This window comes from Actinotalea lenta, from assembly GCF_030586465.1.
In the GTDB taxonomy this organism is placed as follows: domain Bacteria; phylum Actinomycetota; class Actinomycetes; order Actinomycetales; family Cellulomonadaceae; genus Actinotalea; species Actinotalea lenta.
The window spans coordinates 2,622,363-2,640,505 of the sequence record NZ_JAUQYP010000001.1 but is presented as its reverse complement, the minus strand read 5'-3'; the positions used below and the strand labels follow the sequence as shown (position 1 = coordinate 2,640,505).

Genomic DNA, 18,143 nt, shown 5'->3' with positions numbered 1-18,143 from the left:
CGCGCCTGCGCGGAGGGGGCGGCCGGATGAGCCCCGACGGCCCCGACACCCGACCCCCGGCGAGCCTGCGCGCCCGCCTGACCCGCGCCGGCTTCGTCGACACCGAGCGCGCCCAGCGGCTGCTGGCCGACCGCGACCTCGTGGGGCTGCTCGGCGAGGTGGGCGACGGGCTGATCGACCTGCTGGGACGTGCGGCGTCACCCGACGAGGCCCTGCTGGCCGCGACGCGCCTGGCAGCCGTCGCCGAGCCCTACCGTGCGCGGGTCCGCGAGCTGCTCACGACCGCGGGCGACGCCCAGCGGCGCCTCGTGGCGGTGCTCGGTGCGTCGGGCGCGCTCGCCGACCACCTCGTGCGGCACCCGGTGGACCTCGACGTCCTCGAGGCGCCCAGCCCGATCGGTGCGGACCCGGCCGTGGTCCGGGCCGAGATGCTCACGGCCGTGGGCGCCGACCCGGGCGCCGCCGCACCCGTCGCGGAGCTGCCAGGAGCCGAGGGGACCGATGCGATGCGCCGGGCGTACCGGCGCCGGCTGCTGGCGATCGCGGCCGCGGACCTGGTCAGCGACGAGCCGCTGTCGCTGCTGCCCGCGGTGGGATCCGCGCTGGCCGACCTGGCAGCGGCGGCGCTCGAGGCCGGTCTCGCCGTGGCGCGAGCGGACCTGCCGGATCACGGCGCCGGGGCACGCCTGGCCGTGCTGGGCATGGGCAAGACCGGCGGACGTGAGCTGAACTACGTCTCCGACGTGGACGTGATCTACGTCGCCGAGCCCGCCGGCGGGGTGGCCGAGGACGAGGCGCTCGCGGTGGCCGCGAAGCTGGCGACGGGCATGGCCCGGGCGTGCTCGGCGCCGTCCGGCGAGCCGGCCTTGTGGCCGGTCGACGCGGCGCTCCGACCGGAGGGCAAGCAGGGGCCGCTGGTCCGCACCGTCGCCAGCCATCTGGCCTACTACGAGCGATGGGCCAAGACCTGGGAGTTCCAGGCGCTGCTCAAGGCGCGCGTGGTGGCGGGGGACCGCGAGGCGGGCCGGGCGTACACCGAGGCGATCTCCCCGCTGGTGTGGCGTGCGGTGGAGCGCGAGCACTTCGTCGAGGACTCCCAGGCGATGCGGCGGCGTGTGGAGGAGCACGTCCCGCCGTCGGAGGCCGACCGACAGCTCAAGCTCGGGCAGGGTGGCCTGCGCGACGTGGAGTTCACCGTCCAGCTCCTTCAGCTGGTGCACGGGCGCTCGGACGAGTCGATCCGCTCCCCGCACACGCTGTCCGCGCTGCAGGCCCTGTCTGCGGGCGGGTACGTCGGCCGGGACCATGCAGCGCGCCTGGCGGTCTGCTACCGGCTGCTCCGGGTCCTGGAGCACCGCATCCAGCTCTCGCGGCTACGGCGCACGCACCTGATGCCGTCAACAGAGGCGGACCTGCGGCGACTTGCGCGGTCCGCGGGGATGTCGAGCGCTGCCGAGGTGAGCGAGCGCTGGCGATCCGTGCGCCGCGAGGTGCGGCACCTGCACGAGGAGCTGTTCTACCGACCGCTGCTGCCCGCGACCGCGAGCCTGAGCAGCGAGGAGGCCTCGCTGTCTCCCGAGGCCGCCAAGGTGCGGCTCCAGGCGATCGGCTACCGCGACCCCGCCGGTGCGCTGCGCCACATCCAGGCCCTGACCGAGGGAGTCAGTCGTCGAGCCGCCATCCAGCGCCAGCTGTTGCCCGTGCTGCTCGGCTGGTTCGCCGACGGTGCGGACTCCGACGCCGGCCTGCTGGCCTTCCGGCGGTTGTCCGACGAGCTCGGGTCGACCCATTGGTACCTCAAGCTGCTGCGTGACTCGGGGGTCGCTGCGCAGCGCCTCGCTCACGTGCTGTCCACGTCGCGGTACGTCGCCGATGCGATCGCCCGGTCGCCGGAGTCGGTGCGCTGGCTGGACGAGGACGCCGAGCTCGCCCCGCGGGACGCCGGGCGGCTGTGGGCCGAGGTCGACAAGGTGCTGACCCGTCAGCACGACGCCGACGAGGCTGCGACGCTGCTGCGCGCGGTGCGTCGACGTGAGCTGGCTCGCACGTCGGTGGCGCAGGTGCTGGGCCGCACGGACGTGGTCGCGGCGGCGGGGGCCATGACGGCCGCCGCGGAGGTCGCGCTCGCGGGCGCGCTGCGGATCGTGGAGTACGAGGCAGAGCACTCCGACGACGGCCTGCTCACCCGGATGGCGATCATCGCGATGGGGCGGTTCGGCGGCCGCGAGATGGCGTACGGGTCGGACGCCGACGTGCTCTTCGTGCACGACCCGCTGCCGGGTGCCGACGAGCCTCGCGCGCAGGCACAGGCCACGGCGCTGGCGACCAGGATCCGCGCGTTGCTGGGTCAGGTGGGGGAGGAACCCTCGCTGGAGGTCGACGCGGACCTGCGTCCGGAGGGCCGCAACGGACCGCTCGTGCGCTCGCTGGGCTCCTACGCGGAGTACTACCAGCGCTGGTCCTCCCCGTGGGAGAGCCAGGCGCTGCTGCGCGGTCGCGCGGTGGCGGGGGACCCGGGGCTGCGGGAACGCTTCGAGGCGCTCGTCGACCCGCTGCGCTACCCGGCCGGGGGTGCCGACGCGGCCGTCGTCAGGGAGGTCCGCCGCCTCAAGGCGCGGATGGAAGCCGAGCGCCTCCCGCGTGGGCTGGACCCCTCCCGGCACCTCAAGCTCGGGCGGGGTGGGCTGAGCGACGTCGAGTGGACCGTCCAGCTGCTCCAGCTCCAGCACGGCCACCACGTCCCGGAGCTGCGCACGACCGAGACCCTCCCGGCCCTGGCGGCAGCGGCGCAGGCGGGGCTCCTGTCTGCCGACGACGAGGAGCAGCTGCGCGAAGCCTGGTTGCTGGCTTCCCGGCTGCGCGACGCGATCGTGCTGTGGACCGGGCGCACGACCGGGCGCCAGCTCGACGTCCTGCCGCACGAGCGGCTCGCGCTCATGGGGCTGGCGCGGCTGCTCGGCTACCCGCCAGGGTCCGGCTCGGAGCTGGAGGAGACGTACCTGCGGCTCGGACGGCGTGCGCGCGCCGTCGTGGAGCGGGTGTTCTACGGCTGAGGGCCGTCAGGGCTCGCGCGGCGGGGCGGGTCGCGCGCCCACCCGCGGACCCTCGATCCGGGGGCAGGCGTCGACCACGACGGCGAGCCCGGCCTCCCGTGCGCGCTGCTCGGCGTCGGGGTCGCCGACGCCCAGCTGGAGCCAGACGGCCCCCGCCCCCACCGCGATCGCGTCGTCGATCACCTGGCCGGCGAGCGAGGAGTTCACGAACACGTCGACGACGTCGACCTGCCCGGGGACCTCCGCGAGGGTGGCGTAGCCGCGCTGACCGTGCACCGTCTCGGCCTTGGGGTGCACCGGCACGACAGTGTGCCCGAGGTCCTGGAGGTACGCGGACACCCCGTAGGCGGCGCGCGAGGTGTTCGTGGACAGGCCGACCACGGCCCAGCGGCGCGGCCTGGTCAGCAGCGAGGCGATGACCTGCGGGTCGTTCTGCATCCGCACAGCCAATCACGCGACGGCGGGCCGGACCACGCAGGTGCGCGCCGGTCGAAGGGAGCACGGCGGCCCACGCGGCCGGCGCCGGCCCCGGACCCGTTGCCGTCCGGATGCCGGACGCCCGTGCGGGCCGTGACGTCTGGGCCGCCCTTCGCCGCGTGGGCCGCCCTTCGCCGCGTGGGTGGGGCCGGGCGGAGGCGGGCGGTCAGGGCATGAGGTCGCCGACGTGGTCCAGGCGCGCGAGGACCTGCTCCCAGGTGAGCTGGTCCAGGTCCGGGCCGACCTCGTCCCAGGTCCGCGGCGCGGCGACGGTGGGGTGCTCGCGCCCGCGCATCGCGTACGGGGTGATCGTGGTCTTGGCGGGATGGTTCTGCGACCAGTCCAGCAGCACCTTGCCGGGGCGGGAGGTCTTCTTCTGCGTCGCCACCAGCAGGTCCGGGTGGGCGGAGGCCAGCTCGCGCGCCAGGTCCCGGGCGTAGGCGTGCACCGCAGTCGCGGCGCGTGAACCGTCGAGGGTCGCGTACAGCTGCATGCCCTTGCCGCCGCTCGTGACGGGGACCACCTCGGTCAGGCCGTCGTCGGCGAGCCGCTCGGCGATCAGGTGCGCCGCCTTCGCGCAGCCGACCAGTCCTGCGCCCGGACCGGGGTCGAGGTCCACGACGAGCCTGTCCGGCGCGCGCACGCCCCCGCGGGGCCCGACCCGCCACTGCGGGGTGTGCAGCTCGATCGCCCCGAGGTTCGTGGCCCAGACCAGCGCGGGCAGCGAGTCCAGGACCGGCAGGTCCAGCACGGTGCCGTCGTCGTCCCCGGGGCTGGCCGGGAGCCAGTGGTGGCGCACCCAGCGTGGTGTGCCTGCGGGCACGTTCTTCTCGAAGAACCGGTCGGCCGCCACGCCGTCCGGGTAGCGCACCCGGGTCACCGGACGGTCGGCGAGCTGCCGCAGGAGCACCGGCGCGACCTGCGTGTAGTACTGCAGCATCTCGCCCTTGGTCGTCCCCGTCGCGGGCCACAGCACCTTGTCGAGGTTGCTCAACCGGACCCGTCGGCCCTCCACCTGCACCCACTGCTCCGTCACGCTCGACCGCCCCCGGCCGGCGCGCCCCATCGCCGGGGGTCTTCATGCAGGTCATGTGGCCTGCCGGGGTGGCGAGCGCGGCGCATGTGGACCATCCTGCCCAGAAGAGGACACGACGGGCACCCCGCGGGCGCCAAGGAGGGACCTCATGCGCGCGATCTGGAAGGGCGCGGTGGCCTTCGGGCTGGTCAACGTCCCGGTCCGGCTGTACGCCGCGACGGGTGAGCACAGCGTGGCGCTGCACCAGGTGCACGAGACCGACGGCGGCCGGATCCGGTACCGCAAGGTCTGCTCGATCGACGGCGAGGAGGTCCCGGCGGACCAGATCGTCAAGGGCTACGAGACCGACGACGGCCAGATGGTCGTGCTCACCGACGAGGACCTCGAGGCCCTCCCGCTGAGCGCCGGGCGGGAGATCGGGGTGCAGGGGTTCGTGCCCGAGACCCAGGTCGAGCCCATCACGCTCGGGCGCACCTACTACCTCGAGCCCGATGCGGCGGCGGTGAAGCCGTACATCCTGCTGCGCGAGGCCCTGCAGTCCACCGAGCGCGTCGCGCTGGTCACCGTTGCGCTGCGGCAGCGCGAGTCGATGGCGGTGCTGCGGGTGCGCGGCGACGTGATCTGCCTGCAGACGCTGCTGTGGCCGGACGAGGTGCGCGACGCGGACTTCGGCGTGCTGGGCACCGAGGTCGAGATCAAGGACGCCGAGCGGACCATGGCGTCGTCGCTGGTCGACTCGATGGCGATGGACCTGGACCCGTCGCAGTTCTCCGACTCCTACGCCGACGCGCTCGAGGCGGTCATCGCGGAGAAGGTCTCCACGGGCGAGGTCGTCTCCGCGCCGGCCGCCGAGGGCGGCGAGTCCGGTGGAGAGGTCGTCGACCTGCTCTCCGCCCTCCAGCGCAGCGTCGAGAAGGCCCGGGCGGACCGCGGCGAGACCCCCAAGGACGAGGGCGGCACGAAGAAGAAGCCCGGCCGCCGCCGGGCGTCCTGAGTGGGGGTGCACCCGGGCGGCCCCGCGCCCGGCCCGGCCGACGAGCCGGGCCGCGACGAGGTCGTCTCGACCCTGCACCGGATCTCGTTCCTCCTGGAGCGCGCCCAGGCCGCCGAGTACCGCGCCGCGGCGTACCGGCGGGCAGGGGACCGCGTCCGTGACCTCGACGCGGGTGCCTGGGCCGAGCTCCGGGGGACGGGTGCCTGGACGGGCCTGCCGGACGTCGGGTCGAGCACGGCGGCGGTGATCGTCGACGTGCTCGCCGGTCGGACGCCGGAGGCGCTCGCCGCGCTCGAGTCGGACCTGGCGCGGCGCCTGGCAGGCGCCACCGACGCCGGCCGCGAGCTGCGCGGCCGTCTGCGCGGCGACCTGCACGCACACAGCGACGCCAGCGACGGCGCGACCCCCATCGCGGACATGGCGCTGGCGGCGGTCCGCATCGGCCACGAGTACCAGGCGATCACCGACCACTCGCCGCGGTTGACCGTCGCGCACGGCCTGTCCGCCGACCGGCTCCGGGCACAGATCGCCCAGGTCGCCGCCATGAACACGGTGCTGGACTGCGGCGACCGGCCGCTGCGGCTGCTGACGGGGATCGAGGTGGACGTGCTCGCCGACGGTGGCCTGGACCAGGCACCGGGGCTGCTGCGCGAGCTCGACGTCGTGGTCGCCTCGGTGCACTCGCAGCTGCGGATGGACCGGGCGGCGATGACGCGACGGATGGTCGCGGCCGTCTCGAACCCCGCCACCGACGTGCTCGGGCACTGCACGGGCCGCCGGGTGCGCGGGCGTCCGCGCCCACCGAGCGAGTTCGACGCCGAGGCCGTGTTCGCCGCGTGCGCGGAGCACCACGTGGCGGTCGAGGTCAACGCCCGCCCCGACCGCCAGGACCCGCCCGACGAGCTCATCGCGGTCGCCGCGCGGGCCGGCTGCCTGTTCAGCATCGACTCCGACGCGCACGCCCCGGGTCAGCTCGACTGGTTGGTGGACGGCTGCGACCGGCTGGCCGTGCACGGCGTGGACCCGGACCGGGTGGTCACCACCTGGCCCGTCGGCCGGTTGCTGGAGTGGACCCACCGGCACTGAGCGCCCGCCCGGCCGGTCGTCGGGCGCGGGCCGGTCAGCGCGGGCCGGTCAGCGCGCCGGCAGGGTCAGGACGAACGTCGCCCCTCGCCCCGGCCCTGCGGACCGAGCCACCAGGTCGCCGCGGTGCGCCCGCGCGATCCCGCGGGCGATCGTCAGGCCGATCCCGGACCCCTCACCGCGCGCTGCGCCCGGCACCCGGTAGAAGCGCTCGAAGACCCGCTCGAGGTCCTCCGGGGCGAGCCCGACGCCCTGGTCCGTCACGCTCACCCGGACCGACGCGCCCTCGGCGGCTGCCTCGACGCTCACGGTGCCTTGGCCGGTGGCGCGCGCGGCGTTGGTCAGCAGGTTGGTGAGCACCTGGCCGATGCGTTCCTCGTCGGCGACCGTGGGTAGCGGCGCCACGGCGTGCACCCGCAGCTCGACGCCCTGCTCGGCGAGCTGCGGGGCGTACCGCGCGCAGGTGCGGCGGACCACGTCGGCGAGGTCGCACGGCTCGGGGGCCAGGGCGAGGCGGCCCTCGTCGTTGCGGGACAGCGCGGACAGGTCGTCGGCGAGCCGCCGCAGCCGACGCAGGTCCTCGCTCATCGCCGTGAGCGTCGCGTCGTCGGCGGTGAAGACGCCGTCGACCATCCCCTCGACGTAGCCGCTCAGCCCGGTCAGCGGCGTCCGCATCTCGTGCGCGACCTCGCCGAGGAGCTGCACGCGCCGGGTCTCGGTGTCCGCCAGCGCTCCGGCGAGCGTGTTGACGTCGTCGGCGAGGGCGGCCATCTCCGGCTCGCCCGGCGCCGGCACCCGCACGTCGTAGCGTCCGGCGGCGATCTGGCGGGCCGCGGCACGCACCTGGTCCAGCGGCCGCAGCACGCCACGCGCCAGCAGCACCGCGGCCACCCCCGCGATGACGGCTGCGATGAGGGTGCCCACCAGCAGCGCCTGGTTCAGCGCGGCGATGAAGGCCTCGCGCGTACCGGCGGCCTCGCCGCGGCCGCCCATCATCCGGCCCATGGTCATGCCCATGCGGGTGCTGAACAGCTGCGGTGCGAGCAGCCGGACCGTGACGAGCGAGGTGAACGTGCCGATCGCCAGCACGGTCGCGAACGCTGCGGCGAGCCGGACCGGCAGGCGCGCGTTCACCGGGGCCTGCCGACGAACTTGTAGCCCACCCCGCGCACGGTGGCCACGAAGCGCGGGTCGTTCGCGTCGTCGCCCAGCCGCGAGCGGATCGAGCGGACGTGCACGTCGACCACCCGCTCGTCGCCGAACCAGTCCTGGCCCCACACCTGGCGCAGCAGCTGCGCCCGCGAGTAGACCCGGCCCGGCGCGGCGGCCAGCGCGGCGAGCAGGTCGAACTCGAGCGGGGAGAGCTCGACGGGGGTGCCGTCCACGCTGACCTCGTGCCGCGCGCGGTCCAGGACGAACCCTTCGTGCGCGATCACGTCCGCCTCGGGAGCCGGTCCGCGATCTCGCCGCAGCACCGCCGACACGCGCGCGGCGACCTCGCGCGGGCTGAACGGCTTGGTGACGTAGTCGTCGGCGCCCACGGCGAGCCCGACTAGGGTGTCGACCTCCTCGGCGCGCGCCGTCACCAGGATGACGAAGACGTCGCTCGTGGTGCGCACCCTGCGTAGCGTCTCGAGCCCGTCGATGCCCGGCAGCATGATGTCGAGCAGCACGAGGTCGACCGTGTCGCGCGCCAGGGTCGCCAGGGCCTCCTCGCCGGTGCCGGCCTCGAGCACGCGGTGCCCGTCCGCGGTCAGGTAGCCGCGCAGCACGTCGCGGATGTGCGGCTCGTCGTCGACGACCAGGACGGTGGGCATCGGACCTCCCGGGTACTCGTGTGCAGGGTAGCGGCGCGGGTCGGTGCGGTCCGCGTCGCTGCGTGCGCGGGTGACCGTGCCCCAGTCTCGGCTCCCGGTGTGAGGGGGCCGACGGTGCGGCGATGAAGGATCCGTGAAGCCGCCAGCGCTGGCCGGTCTCGGGAACTACCAGCAGACTCGACCGATGATCAGCGACTCGGGGACCGTGCCGTGACCGCATGGCCCTGGTGGGCGGACGCCCTGGTGCTGGTGGGCTGCGCCGTCGCGATCTGGCTGGCCGGTTCCCGGTTGGCGCGGGTCGCCGACGAGCTCGCCGACCGCACCGGTCTGGGCGAGGCGATCGGCGGTGCTCTGCTGCTCGGGGCGGTCACGTCCCTGCCGGGCGTCGTGACCACGGTGACGGGCGGCCTGGCCGGTGACGCCGCGTTCGCCCTGGCGAACCCGGTGGGCGGGGTCGCTGTCCAGACCGTGTGGCTCGCCGTGGCCGACCTCGTGCACCGGAGGGTGAACCTCGAGCACGCCGCAGCGTCCCTCGAGAACCTGATGCAGGCCCTGGTGCTGGTCGCGCTCCTGTCGCTGCCGGTGATCGCGTATGCCACACCGGACCTGGTGGTCGGGTGGGTGCACCCCGTGACGCTCCTGATCCCGCTGTTCTACGGCTACGGACTGGTGCTGCTGCGCCGGATGCGGGCCGAGCCGATGTGGCGGCCCGTGCGAACCCGCGAGACCTCGGTGGACGAGCCCGAGCCGCCGTCGACCACGCCGACGCGCGTGCTGTGGGGGCGCCTGGCGAGCCTCGCGCTGGTGGTGGGGGTCGTGGGTTTCGTGATCGGCCAGTCGGGCCTGGCCCTGATCGCCGCGACGGGCATCCCCAGCGGAGTCGCGGGATTCACGATCACCACGGCGATCACGTCCCTGCCCGAGCTGGTCACGGTGATCGCGGCGGTGCGGATGGGTGCGGTGACGCTCGCCGTCGGGAACATCATCGGCGGCAACGTGTTCGACACCCTGCTCATCGCGGTGTCCGACGTGTCCTACCGGAGCGGGAGCGTCTACCAGGCGGCGGGACCGGAGGCGTTGGTCCTGCTCGGCGGCACGGCACTGATCACGGTGGTGCTGGCGGCCGGCCTGGTGATGCGGGACCGGCGGGGGATCGGTTTCGAGGGTGTCTCGGTCCCCGTGCTCTACGCCGGGACGGTCGCGCTCGCGGTGGTGGCGGCCCGAGCGTGACGCGTTACCGTCGCCATGTGACGCCGACGCCGCACCCCTGAGCCCGGGACGGCGGGACGGGAGGTCGTCGGGGTGGCGACCGGACGTGACGAGGAGACCTGATGGGGCACGACCACGGCCCGCCCGGCGGGCGGGAGCAGCGGGGACGGCTCGCGATCGCGCTCGCCGTGACGGTGGTGATCCTGGTCGCCGAGGTCGTCGGTGCCGTGGTCACCGGCAGCCTCGCGCTGCTCGTGGACTCTGCGCACATGCTCACGGATGCCGGCGGCCTGGCGGTCGCGGTGCTGGCCGCGAGCCTCGCGCTGCGGGCACCGACGTCACGGCGGACGTGGGGCTTCCGGCGTGCCGAGGTCCTCGCCGCGCTCGGCCAGGCGGCCGTGCTGGTGGCCGTCGGAATCCTGGTGCTGGTCGAGGGCGTGCGGCGGCTGATCGAGCCGCCCGACATCCCGTCGACCGAGCTCATCGTGTTCGGCGTCGTGGGCCTGGTGGGCAACCTGGTCTCGATCGCCGTGCTGGCGAGCCACCGCTCCGGCAGCTTCAACCTTCGAGCCGCGTTCCTCGAGGTCCTCAACGACGCGCTCGGCTCGCTCGGTGTGATCATCGCCGCCGTCGTCATCGCGACCACGGGTTGGCAGCGGGCGGACGCCGTCGCCGCGCTCCTCATCGGCGCCCTCATCGTGCCCCGGGCCCTCAAGATCCTCCGGGAGACCGTCGCCGTGCTCCTGGAGACGGTGCCGCCCGGCCTGGACCTGGACGAGGTGCGCAGCCACCTGGTGCGCCTGGAGCACGTGCGCGACGTGCATGACATGCACGCCTCACTGATCGCGACGGGGCTCCCGGTCATCACCGCCCACGTCGTGGTCGAGATGGACTGCTTCACGTCCGGCCACGCCCCGGACCTGCTGGACCGGCTCCAGGAGTGCCTCGCGACGCACTTCGACGTCTCGGTGGAGCACTCCACCTTCCAGCTCGAACCGGAGACGCACGCCGGGCACGAGACCACCGGCCACGGCTGACATGCGGGTCACCGCGCTTCCGCGCGCACCTCGTTGGCCTTGACCGACGCCCACGCGTGCGCTCCCGCGGCGAGGCCGAGCTCGGCGACCGCACCCGGGGTGAGATCGGCCGAGATCGGGGGTGTCCCCTCGAGCGTGAGCCGCACCGTGTGCCCGGTCTGCTGGACGGCGGTGACCGTCACGGGCCAGACGTTGCGCGGTGAACCGGCCGGGCGGTCCCGGTGCACGGCGACCGACGCGGGGGAGACGGTGAGCACCACCGCACCGGTGGGTGCCGACGCCGCGGTGAGCGTGCCCCCGCCGTCCAACGACACCCGCGCACCGTCGCTCGTGCCGCGATAGACGTTGACACCCAGCAGCTTCGCCGTCCACGCGGTGCGGGGTGCCGTGGCGAGCTCGCCGGGCGTGCCGTCCTGCGTCACATGCCCGTCCTCCAGGACGACGGCGCGGTTGGCGAGCAGGGTCGCGTCGACCGGGTCATGAGTGACCAGCAGGCAGCCGCCGTGCTCACCGCGCAGGTAGTCGGCCAGGTGCCGTCGCACCTCGCCGCGCACGGTGGCGTCGAGCGCGGCGAGAGGCTCGTCGAGGAGCAGCAGCCGAGGTCTGGTCGCGAGCGTCCGGGCCAGCGCCACGCGCTGGGCCTGGCCCCGGGACAGCTCGTCGGGGCGGCGGTCGGCGAGCTCGGTGAGGCCGAGCCGGGCCAGCCACTCGAGCGAGCGGGCGCGTGCCGCGCGGCGGTCCACGCGGCGAGCCCGCAGGCCGAACGACACGTTCTCCAGCGCCGACATGCGCGCGAACAGCAGGTGCTCGGAGAACACCAGACCGACACCGCGGCCCTGCGGGGGAACCCACGCGCCGGTCGCAGGGTCGTCCCACACCGTGTCGTCGTTCGCGATCCGTCCCTCGTCCACGGCCTCCAGCCCGGCGAGAGCTCGCAGCACCGTGGTCTTGCCGGCTCCGTTGGGCCCGAGCACGGCCACGACCTCGCCCGGACCGACCGTCAGGTCGACGTCCAGCGTGAAGCCCGCGCGTCGCACGAGCAGCCTGGCGGCGATCACGGCCGGAGTTCCGGGACCCAGCGTTCCCGCAGCGCGACGAGGACGACCACGGAGGCCACCAGCAGCACCAGGGACAGGGTGATCGCGGCGGCGGGGTCCGACTGCAGCGCGAGGTAGATCGCCAGCGGCATCGTGCGCGTCGTGCCCGGCAGGCTCCCTGCGAACGTGATGGTCGCGCCGAACTCGCCCAACGCCCGGGCGAAGCACAGCGCCGTCCCGGCGGCGAGTCCGGGCGCGACGGCGGGGAGAACGACCCGGCGCGCCGTGTACCACGCACCCGCGCCCAGCGTCGCGGCGGCGTCCTCGAACCGGCGGTCCAGGCCGCGCAGCGCACCTTCGACGGAGACCACCAGGAACGGCATGGCGACGAACGCCTCGGCGAGCACCACCGCGAGCGTCGTGAAGGGGATCTGCACCCCGAACCACGCGTCCAGGTACTGGCCCAGGAGGCCCCTCCTGCCCAGCAGGAGCAGGAGGGCCACACCACCGACCACCGGGGGCAGCACCAACGGGACCGTGACGAGGGCCCGCAGCAGCCGGACCCGGCGGGCGGCGGAGCGCGCCAGGAACCAGGCCAGCGGGACGCCGAGCACGAGGCTGAGCGCGGTCGCGCTGCTCGCCGAGACGAGGGACAGGCGCAACGCCTCGAGCGTGGCGGGGTCCGCGAGCCGGTGGAGCGTCGAGCCCCACGGCGCGCGCCACACGAGCGCCGCGGGCGGGAGGACCAGGAACGCTGCGCCGAGGACGGCCAGGGCTCCCAGCCCACGGGGCATGCGGGTTCGTGCGCGTGCGCTCACGGTGTCCCGAATCCGGCCGATCGCAGGACCGCGGCGCCGGTCGAGGAGCGGACCAGGGCGAGGAAGGCAGCGGCCAGGTCAGGGTGCGCGGCGTGCGTGAGGACCGCGATCGGGTAGTCGTTGGTTGCAGCGACGTCCGCCGGGACGCGGATGCCCTGCACCCGGTCGCCTGCGGCCGCCACATCGGTGCGGTACACGATCCCCGCGTCGACCTCGCCCAGCTCCACCTTGGTCAGGACGGCGCGTACGTCCTGCTCGAGGGTGTCCGGCGCCGCGGTCAGGCCCGCAGCGGCGAACGTGGCGCGTGCGGCCGCCCCGCAAGGCACCTGTGGCGCGCACAGCGCGACCGTGCGGGTCGGGTCGGCGAGGTCCGCGAGCCCCGTCACGTGGGCCGGGTTCCCCGGCGGGACCGCGATCTCGACGGAGTTGTCGGCGAAGATGGCCGGGTTCCGCACCGCGTCCGCGTCGACGGCGCGCTGCATCGTGGCGGTGTCGGCGGTGGCCAGCACGTCGGCCGGAGCGCCGGCCAGGGCCTGGGCGACCAGGGAAGAGCTGCCGGCGAAGCTGAGCCGCACCGTGGTGCCCGGGTGGTCCGCCTCGAACGTGTGCGCGAGACTCCCGAAGACGTCTGTCAACGACGCCGCCGCGAGCACGGTGACCTCGGTGTGCGGCGTCGTGCTCGCACCGCAGCCGGCGAGTGCGCCGACCACGAGGACCGCGACGAGCGCTGCGGCACGGGTCCGCACGCGCCTCACTCGTGCTCCCGATCCCGCTCGACGACAACCATCGTGGCCTTGACGACCGCGGTCGCCAGGACCCCTGGTTCGAGCCCGAGCTCCTCGACGGCCTCGCGGGACATCAGGGAGACCACCCGGTGCGGTCCTGCCTGGAGCTCGACCTGGGCCATCACGGTGTCGGTCCGCACGTCGGTGACCAGGCCGCGGAACCTGTTGCGGGCCGACGTGCCCGCGGGAGCCGGTCCGTCGCGGCCCGCCCGCAGGTACGCGGCGAGATCGGCTCCGTCGACGAGTCTGGGCCGGCCGCCGTCGCGCGACGAGGGCAGGCGGCCCGAGTCGACGAGACGGCGCACCGTGTCCGCGCTGACCCCGAGCACGTCGGCGACCTGGCTCATACGCAACTGCACCATGTCGCAACGGTAGAGCATCGCGCATGCGTGCCGGAAATCGGAACTCACATCGCAAACGCGAGAAATGCCACGGTTGCTCGGCGTCGGGCCTCGTGCGCAGCCCCGTGCCGCGGGCTGGCTAGCCTTGCGGTGTGCAGGCGCCCCATGGAGCATCCCGGATCCCGCCGCTGGTCGACCCCGGTCCTGCGCTGAGCGCCGACCAGGTCCGACGGTGGTCACGCCACCTCCTGCTGCCTCAGCTCGGTGAGATCGCGCAGCGGCGGCTGCGTGCCTCGCGCGTGTGCGTGGTCGGAGCGGGGGGGCTGGGCGCGCCGGTGCTGCTGTACCTGGCGGCTGCGGGAGTGGGGCGCCTCGGCGTCGTGGACGCCGACGACGTCGAGCTGTCCAACCTCCAGCGCCAGATCCTGCACGGCGTCGCGGACGTGGGGGCGCCGAAGGTCGCCAGCGCGCGGTCACGGGTCGCCGAGATCGACCCGGCAGTGGACGTCGTGACGCACCACCTCAGGCTCACGGCGGACAACGTCGACCTGCTGGCCCAGTACGACCTCGTGGTGGACGGCACGGACAACTTCGAGACCCGATACCTGGTCAACGACGCGTGCGTGCGGTGGGGTCTGCCCGAGGTATGGGGGTCGGTGTACCGGTTCGACGCCCAGGTCGCGACCTTCTGGGGTGCGCCTCCGGCCGGTGTCCCGGCGGTCCAGCTGCGTGACCTGTTCCCGCAGCCGCCCGCGCCCGGCGAGGTGCCGTCCTGTGACGCGGCGGGGGTCCTGGGCGCGCTGTGCGGCCAGGTGGGCTCGCTCATGGCGACGGAGGCGGTCAAGCTCATCACGGGCGTGGGGGACCCGCTGCTGGGCCGCGTTCTGCTCATCGACGCGCTCCGGGCCCGCTGGACCGAGGTCCCGCTGCGCGGCGGCGCCCACGGCGAGACGGATGTGTCCGGGGCCGCGCGGGCCGGTGCGGGTGCCGCGCACGCGACCGACGCGGCCGCCCCCTCCGTCGGGGAGATCACTGCGCCCGAGCTCGCCGGGCTGCTTGCCGACGGTTCGGTGACCGTGGTCGACGTCCGTGAGCCGATGGAACGGGAGATCGCGTCGCTTCCCGGTGCGTTGCCCCTGCCGATGGGCGAGCTGGTCCGGGATCCGGCAGCCGTCCCGGCCGACCGGCCGGTGGTGCTGATGTGCCACCACGGGGTGCGCTCCGTCCAGGCGGCGCTGCACCTGGTGGCCCACGGACGCACCGGGGTGCGGCACCTCGTCGGCGGGATCGACGCCTGGAGCCTCACCGTCGACCCGTCCGTGCCGCGCTACTGATGCCCGGCGCGGGGGTCCTCAGCTGCCCCGCAGCGTGGACATGACGTACTCGAGCTGCTCGCTGGTGAACGTGCCCGCGTGCCGGACCAGCAGTGTGCCGTCCGGGCCGATGATGGCCGTGAACGGCAGGCCCGGCAGTCGGTAGGCCCCCGCAGCCGTCCCGGCCGCGTCGGACAGCAGCGGATAGGTCACCCCGGCGGTGCGCGCGAAGCCGCGTGCGTCGCCCGGGTCGGCCACGTCGACCCCGAGCACGCTCACCGCGTCGCCGAGGTCCCGGTGGGCCTTCTCCAGCGCGGGCATCTCCTGCACGCAGGCCGTGCAGGTGCTGGACCAGAAGTTGACCACGGTGTACTTCCCGGGCGTCCCTCCGATCGAGGTCGTGGTCCCCGCGGTGAGTCCGGGTAGCCGGAGGGCCGGCGCGGGGTCGCCCACCGCGGCGGCAGCGGTGCCGCCGCTCGGGGTCGGGCCGCCCACGGGGCTGCGTTCGCCCTTGGGCAGCAGGTCCACCGCCATCTGGGCCATGCCGTGCGCGAACGACGCGGTGTTGGCCGCTGCAGTCCCGAACTCGCCGATGGCCACCTCGCGTCCCTGCGGGTCGATGAAGAACAGCTCGGTGCCGTGCACGACCTCGCCGGTACCGGGGTCGACGCTGACGTTGACGTGGTAGCTGTCCGCCACCCGCTTGAGCTGGGCCGGGGTGCCGGTCACGAACCGCCAGTTGGGGATGTCGCCGAGGCCGTGGGCCCGCGACCACGATGCGACGTCGGCGACGGCGGTGTGCCCGGGATTGGCGTTCACGGACAGGAAGACCACCTTCCCGGCTGCGTCACCCAGGTCGGCGTCGGCCGCGACGACGTCCTGGGCCAGCAGGGTGCACAGGTCCGGGCACTCGTCATCGTTGAAGGACAGCACGACGGCCTTGCCGTGCAGCGAGGACAGGCTCACCCGGTGCCCGTGCTGGTCCCTCAGCGCGAGGTCGGGGGCGGTGAGCGCAGGCGGTGGCAGGACGTCCAGCTGGAGCAGGTCCGCGGTCGCCGTGTCGATGCCCGGTGGGTGAGGCGCGGCAGGCGGCTGGGCGAGGGCCGCGGCGCGTGGCTGCGACATCGACATCGCGACGACCAGGCCCACGGCCAACGCGACTGTCAGGCCGACCGCCGCCCAGATCAGTGCCATGCCGCGGCGCGCCCGGGCGGCGTCCGGGGAGGTCTGCGTGGTCACGGGGTCGGGTCACCTCTCTCGTCGTCGCCCGCGGGTGCTCGCAGGGTGCGGCGCACCACCACGGCGAACCCGGCCAGCACCACCACGCCGAGGACGAGCGCCGAGCGGGCGGGGTCGGCTCCGACCGTGCTCGTGAGCCAGACCTGGACGCGGCTCACGAGGGCGGGGGTGGCACCCGTGGGGTCGCGAAGGTCGTGCACCCAGTAGTACAGGAGGTAGGCACCGGAGCCGGCGAGCACGAGGCCGGAGACGCGGGGCACCCAGCGCGACACGGGCCGCACGCGCCGCACCGCCGTGGCACCGATGGTCGCCGTGGCCACCGAGGCGGCCGTGATGAACAGGCCCATGCCCAGCGCGTAGGCCAGGAAGGTCGCCGAACCGGCCCACGCCCCCCCGCCGGTGAACGAGGACCCCACGGCGGCCAGGAACAGCGGTAGCGAGCAGCTCAGGGAGCCCAGCGCATACGCCACCCCGTAGGCCAGCATCGCCGCGGCGGAACGGCTCGGGCGGAAGCCCGGCAGCGGCAGCCGCAGGCTCGGCGCCCGACCGGCGAGGGTCAGGACCCCGCCGACCAGCATGCCGGCCGCCAGTAGCACCATCACCCACGGCAGCCACGGGCCGACCAGCCGCACACCGCTGCTGACCAGCACGCCGACCGCCCCGAAGACGACCACGAACCCCGCGGTCACTCCGCCCCCGGCCAGCAGGCTCCGCGCGACACGCGCCCCGTACCCGCCGTTCGCTCCCCCGGTGAACAGCGCGAGGTAGGCCGGCAGCATGGGCAGGCCGCAGGGGTTGACCGCCGCGACCAGCCCCAGGGAGAAGGCGTACACCACGAGGCTCGTGCCCGGGCCGGTCATGCGCGCTCCTGGTCGGCGCGCGCCAGGGCCTGCAGGTAGGCGTTGTAGCGCTCGAGGTCGGTGTCCTCGCCGCGCTTCCACCGGCGTTCGGCTGCGCGGTTGCGGCGCTCGTCCGAGCGTTGCCACGTCGCGAGCAGGGCACCGAGGACGAGCAGGGTCGGGATCTCGGTGAACGCCCACGCGATGCCGCCGCCGGACGCCTGGTCGGCGAGGGCGCTCACACCCCAGCCGGGCATCGGGTGCGCGTAGAAGCGCACCAGCAGGGTGGTGGACATCATCACGGCGACGCCGAAGAAGGCGTGGAACGGGGCGGTCGCCCCGATCTCCATGACCGAGACCATCGGGCTCGGCAGTGACCGAGGTCCGCGTCGCGACAGTCGCGGGTTCGGGTCCACCCCCAGCAGGCTCCAGAAGTACAGGAACCCGACGACGAGGAAGTGCACGAGCATCAGGTTGTGGCCCCACCACGTGCTCATCAGCCAGTCGAACACCGGCGTGAAGTACAAGCCGTACAGGCTCGTGATGAACAGCACGAACGTGACCATCGGGTGGGTCAGGGCGGTGAGGAACCGCGAGTGCATGAGTCTGAGCAGGCCCCGGCGCACCCGGCCTGCCGCGCCCGCCGAGGGCAGGGCACGCAGCAACAGGGTGATCGGTGCTCCGAGCACCAGGAGCACCGGCGTGAGCATGTTGAGCACCATGTGCTGCACCATGTGCACGCTGAACAGCTCCATGCCGTAGCCGTCCACCCCGGTCCCGGTGACCGCGAGGAGGGTCGCGACCCCGGCCACCCACCACACGGTGCGGTGCACCGGCCAGCGCACGCCGCGCCGGTGCAGGACGGCGGTCCCTACCAGGTACGCCGCCAGCAGCCCGACCGCGAGGGCCGGCAAGAGCGGGATCGGCTGCGGGTGCCACGCGATCATCCGCCCGAACGTCGGGGATCGGGTGGGCATCCACATCGGGCCGGTCATGGACATCGGCCCGACGGGGGGAGGAGTCGTCGGGTCCCACGCCAGCGTCATGCTCCGGGCACGACCCTCC

17 protein-coding genes are annotated in these 18,143 nt (G+C 74.3%); 6 read left to right on the top strand and 11 right to left on the bottom strand.

Going from position 1 to position 18,143, the window contains the following annotated elements; translation table 11 throughout:
• Positions 1 to 26 precede the first annotated feature (26 nt).
• The gene (locus Q6348_RS12625; RefSeq protein ID WP_304601631.1) at positions 27 to 3,053 is read left to right on the top strand and encodes a bifunctional [glutamine synthetase] adenylyltransferase/[glutamine synthetase]-adenylyl-L-tyrosine phosphorylase; all 3,027 of its coding nucleotides are present in this window, start codon (positions 27 to 29) and stop codon (positions 3,051 to 3,053) included.
• 6 nt (positions 3,054 to 3,059) lie between these two features.
• Here the strand turns inward: Q6348_RS12625 and Q6348_RS12620 are convergent, their stop codons facing one another.
• Positions 3,060 to 3,491, bottom strand: a complete 432-nt coding sequence (locus tag Q6348_RS12620; protein ID WP_304601630.1) for a CoA-binding protein — start codon at positions 3,489 to 3,491, stop codon at positions 3,060 to 3,062.
• A 205-nt stretch (positions 3,492 to 3,696) separates the two neighbouring features.
• Positions 3,697 to 4,566, bottom strand: coding sequence for a non-homologous end-joining DNA ligase (gene ligD, locus Q6348_RS12615; RefSeq protein ID WP_304601629.1), 870 nt, complete (start codon positions 4,564 to 4,566; stop codon positions 3,697 to 3,699).
• Between the two features lie 148 nt (positions 4,567 to 4,714).
• Here ligD and ku point away from each other — a divergent pair, with 148 nt between their 5' ends.
• Both ku and Q6348_RS12605 read left to right on the top strand, forming a co-directional pair.
• On the top strand, positions 4,715 to 5,560 hold the full coding sequence (gene ku / locus Q6348_RS12610; protein ID WP_304601628.1) for a non-homologous end joining protein Ku: 846 nt from the start codon (positions 4,715 to 4,717) through the stop codon (positions 5,558 to 5,560).
• A complete protein-coding gene (locus Q6348_RS12605) occupies positions 5,561 to 6,646 on the top strand; it encodes a PHP domain-containing protein (protein WP_350339668.1) in 1,086 nt (361 codons plus the stop codon).
• A 48-nt stretch (positions 6,647 to 6,694) separates the two neighbouring features.
• On the opposite strand, the gene Q6348_RS12600 is transcribed toward Q6348_RS12605, so the two are convergent.
• Together Q6348_RS12600 and Q6348_RS12595 are read right to left on the bottom strand one after the other, a co-directional pair.
• Positions 6,695 to 7,777 (bottom strand): sensor histidine kinase, encoded by a 1,083-nt coding sequence (locus Q6348_RS12600; protein ID WP_304601627.1) that lies wholly within the window; start codon positions 7,775 to 7,777, stop codon positions 6,695 to 6,697.
• Positions 7,774 to 8,460: a response regulator gene (locus tag Q6348_RS12595; protein WP_304601626.1), complete on the bottom strand. Its 687-nt coding sequence runs from the start codon at positions 8,458 to 8,460 to the stop codon at positions 7,774 to 7,776. The genes Q6348_RS12600 and Q6348_RS12595 overlap by 4 nt, the downstream gene beginning before the upstream one ends.
• 210 nt (positions 8,461 to 8,670) lie before the next feature.
• Here Q6348_RS12595 and Q6348_RS12590 point away from each other — a divergent pair, with 210 nt between their 5' ends.
• Together Q6348_RS12590 and Q6348_RS12585 are read left to right on the top strand one after the other, a co-directional pair.
• On the top strand, positions 8,671 to 9,690 hold the full coding sequence (locus Q6348_RS12590) for a sodium:calcium antiporter (RefSeq protein ID WP_304601625.1): 1,020 nt from the start codon (positions 8,671 to 8,673) through the stop codon (positions 9,688 to 9,690).
• A gap of 101 nt (positions 9,691 to 9,791) precedes the next feature.
• Entirely contained in the window at positions 9,792 to 10,706 is a 915-nt protein-coding gene (locus Q6348_RS12585; protein WP_304601624.1) for a cation diffusion facilitator family transporter, read from the top strand.
• Positions 10,707 to 10,714: 8 nt separating this feature from the next.
• On the opposite strand, the gene Q6348_RS12580 is transcribed toward Q6348_RS12585, so the two are convergent.
• Genes Q6348_RS12580 through Q6348_RS12565 form a run of 4 tightly spaced genes read right to left on the bottom strand, consistent with a single transcriptional unit; the run spans position 10,715 to position 13,708 of the window.
• Entirely contained in the window at positions 10,715 to 11,764 is a 1,050-nt protein-coding gene (locus Q6348_RS12580) for a sulfate/molybdate ABC transporter ATP-binding protein (protein ID WP_304601623.1), read from the bottom strand.
• Positions 11,761 to 12,537 carry an ABC transporter permease gene (locus Q6348_RS12575; protein ID WP_304601622.1) on the bottom strand — a complete coding sequence of 259 codons (777 nt, stop codon included), beginning with the start codon at positions 12,535 to 12,537 and terminating at the stop codon, positions 11,761 to 11,763. Before Q6348_RS12575 ends, Q6348_RS12580 begins: the two co-directional genes overlap by 4 nt.
• Before the next feature lie 20 nt (positions 12,538 to 12,557).
• On the bottom strand, positions 12,558 to 13,316 hold the full coding sequence (modA, locus tag Q6348_RS12570) for a molybdate ABC transporter substrate-binding protein (protein ID WP_304601621.1): 759 nt from the start codon (positions 13,314 to 13,316) through the stop codon (positions 12,558 to 12,560).
• Positions 13,313 to 13,708 (bottom strand): TOBE domain-containing protein, encoded by a 396-nt coding sequence (locus Q6348_RS12565; protein WP_304601620.1) that lies wholly within the window; start codon positions 13,706 to 13,708, stop codon positions 13,313 to 13,315. The genes modA and Q6348_RS12565 overlap by 4 nt, the downstream gene beginning before the upstream one ends.
• Before the next feature lie 131 nt (positions 13,709 to 13,839).
• Here Q6348_RS12565 and Q6348_RS12560 point away from each other — a divergent pair, with 131 nt between their 5' ends.
• Positions 13,840 to 15,021, top strand: coding sequence for a ThiF family adenylyltransferase (locus tag Q6348_RS12560; RefSeq protein WP_304601619.1), 1,182 nt, complete (start codon positions 13,840 to 13,842; stop codon positions 15,019 to 15,021).
• 18 nt (positions 15,022 to 15,039) lie between these two features.
• Here Q6348_RS12560 and Q6348_RS12555 read toward each other — a convergent pair whose 3' ends face one another.
• Genes Q6348_RS12555 through Q6348_RS12545 form a run of 3 tightly spaced genes read right to left on the bottom strand, consistent with a single transcriptional unit; the run spans position 15,040 to position 18,124 of the window.
• Positions 15,040 to 16,239, bottom strand: a complete 1,200-nt coding sequence (locus Q6348_RS12555; protein WP_304601618.1) for a redoxin domain-containing protein — start codon at positions 16,237 to 16,239, stop codon at positions 15,040 to 15,042.
• Positions 16,236 to 17,099 carry a cytochrome c biogenesis CcdA family protein gene (locus tag Q6348_RS12550; protein ID WP_304601617.1) on the bottom strand — a complete coding sequence of 288 codons (864 nt, stop codon included), beginning with the start codon at positions 17,097 to 17,099 and terminating at the stop codon, positions 16,236 to 16,238. Before Q6348_RS12550 ends, Q6348_RS12555 begins: the two co-directional genes overlap by 4 nt.
• The gene (locus tag Q6348_RS12545; RefSeq protein WP_304601616.1) at positions 17,096 to 18,124 is read right to left on the bottom strand and encodes a cytochrome c oxidase assembly protein; all 1,029 of its coding nucleotides are present in this window, start codon (positions 18,122 to 18,124) and stop codon (positions 17,096 to 17,098) included. Before Q6348_RS12545 ends, Q6348_RS12550 begins: the two co-directional genes overlap by 4 nt.
• Positions 18,125 to 18,143: the final 19 nt, after the last annotated feature.

Coding starts and splice junctions, on each gene's coding strand:
- Q6348_RS12625 (WP_304601631.1), top strand. CDS start 27: ATGAGCCCCGACGGCCCCGACACCCGACCCCCGGCGAGCCTGCGCGCC.
- Q6348_RS12620 (WP_304601630.1), bottom strand. CDS start 3,491: ATGCAGAACGACCCGCAGGTCATCGCCTCGCTGCTGACCAGGCCGCGC.
- ku (WP_304601628.1), top strand. CDS start 4,715: ATGCGCGCGATCTGGAAGGGCGCGGTGGCCTTCGGGCTGGTCAACGTC.
- Q6348_RS12595 (WP_304601626.1), bottom strand. CDS start 8,460: ATGCCCACCGTCCTGGTCGTCGACGACGAGCCGCACATCCGCGACGTG.
- Q6348_RS12585 (WP_304601624.1), top strand. CDS start 9,792: ATGGGGCACGACCACGGCCCGCCCGGCGGGCGGGAGCAGCGGGGACGG.
- Q6348_RS12575 (WP_304601622.1), bottom strand. CDS start 12,537: ATGCCCCGTGGGCTGGGAGCCCTGGCCGTCCTCGGCGCAGCGTTCCTG.
- Q6348_RS12565 (WP_304601620.1), bottom strand. CDS start 13,708: ATGGTGCAGTTGCGTATGAGCCAGGTCGCCGACGTGCTCGGGGTCAGC.
- Q6348_RS12550 (WP_304601617.1), bottom strand. CDS start 17,099: ATGACCGGCCCGGGCACGAGCCTCGTGGTGTACGCCTTCTCCCTGGGG.
- Q6348_RS12545 (WP_304601616.1), bottom strand. CDS start 18,124: ATGACGCTGGCGTGGGACCCGACGACTCCTCCCCCCGTCGGGCCGATG.